Consider the following 1,087-nt stretch of genomic DNA (forward strand, 5'->3'; position numbering starts at 1 on the left):
GGACCCGGGCCGCCGCCCCCCGGCCCCTGCTGCGGACCGCACTCGGCGCCGCGATCGCCGCCCTCGCCCTCCTGGCGGCGACCGTCCCGGCCACGGCCGCCGACACTCCCGCGGTGACCACGGCGGCGAGCGGTCTGCCCTACGACGACGCCACCGGGGTGGGCGTGCACAACGCCTACGAGAAGAGCACCTTCACCCACTTCGCCGACGCCCTGGACTCCGGCGCCTCGATGCTCGAACTCGACGTGTGGACCAACTTCCTCGGCAGCGGCTGGCGGGTGGCCCACGACAACCCGGTGGCCAACGACAACAACTGCGAGAACGCGCAGAGCCCCTCCCAACTGCGCACCCGGGCCCGCAACCAGAGCCTCGCCGGCTGCCTGCACGACCTGCGCAGTTGGCGGCAGGCCAACCCCGGCCACCGCCCCATCCTGCTGAAGCTGGAGATGAAGGACGGCTTCGCCGCCAACCTCGGTCGGGGACCCGCCCAGCTCGACGCGCTGATCGACGGGATCCTGGGCGACGCCGTGCTGCGGCCCGCCGAGCTGCGCGGCTCGCACGCCACGCTCGACGACGCCGTGCGCGCCGACGGCTGGCCCACCCGCGAGTCGCTGGCGGGCCGGGTGATCATCCACCTCATCCCGGGCACCGTCGAGGAGGGCAACCCCCTGGACACCCTCTGGACCGACGTGGAGTACGCGCGGCACCTGCGCGACCTGGCCGCCGCCGGGAACCTCGGCCGGGCGGTCGCCTTCCCCGCCGTACACCGGGCCGCCCCCGGCGACCCGCGCACCCGCTACTCCGAGGCCGGCCTCCGGCCCTGGTTCGTGGTCTTCGACGGCGACGCCTCCGCCTACGGCTCCATCGACACCTCCTGGTACGCGGCCCGCAACTACCTGCTGGTGATGACCTCCGCCCACGCCGTGGCACCGCCGATCCCCGCCACCGACCCGACCGAGGCGCAGGCCCTGGACAGGGTGCGGCTGTTGGCGGGCCGGCACGCGAGCACGGTCAGCTCCGACTGGGCCCGCCTGCCGGGCGTTCTCTCCACCGTCGTACCGCGCGGCTGACCCCGCCCGACCCCCGG

1 protein-coding gene is annotated in these 1,087 nt (G+C 75.0%); it reads left to right on the top strand.

The genetic code is table 11. The features are described 5' to 3' along the window. Positions 1 to 26: 26 nt before the first annotated feature. Positions 27 to 1,070 (top strand): phosphatidylinositol-specific phospholipase C domain-containing protein, encoded by a 1,044-nt coding sequence (locus tag FOE67_RS26555; RefSeq protein WP_182667366.1) that lies wholly within the window; start codon positions 27 to 29, stop codon positions 1,068 to 1,070. The last annotated feature ends 17 nt before the right edge of the window (positions 1,071 to 1,087 follow it).

The sequence above is a fragment of the Streptomyces calidiresistens genome, from assembly GCF_014141525.1.
GTDB classification, from domain to species: Bacteria; Actinomycetota; Actinomycetes; order Streptomycetales; family Streptomycetaceae; genus Streptomyces; species Streptomyces calidiresistens.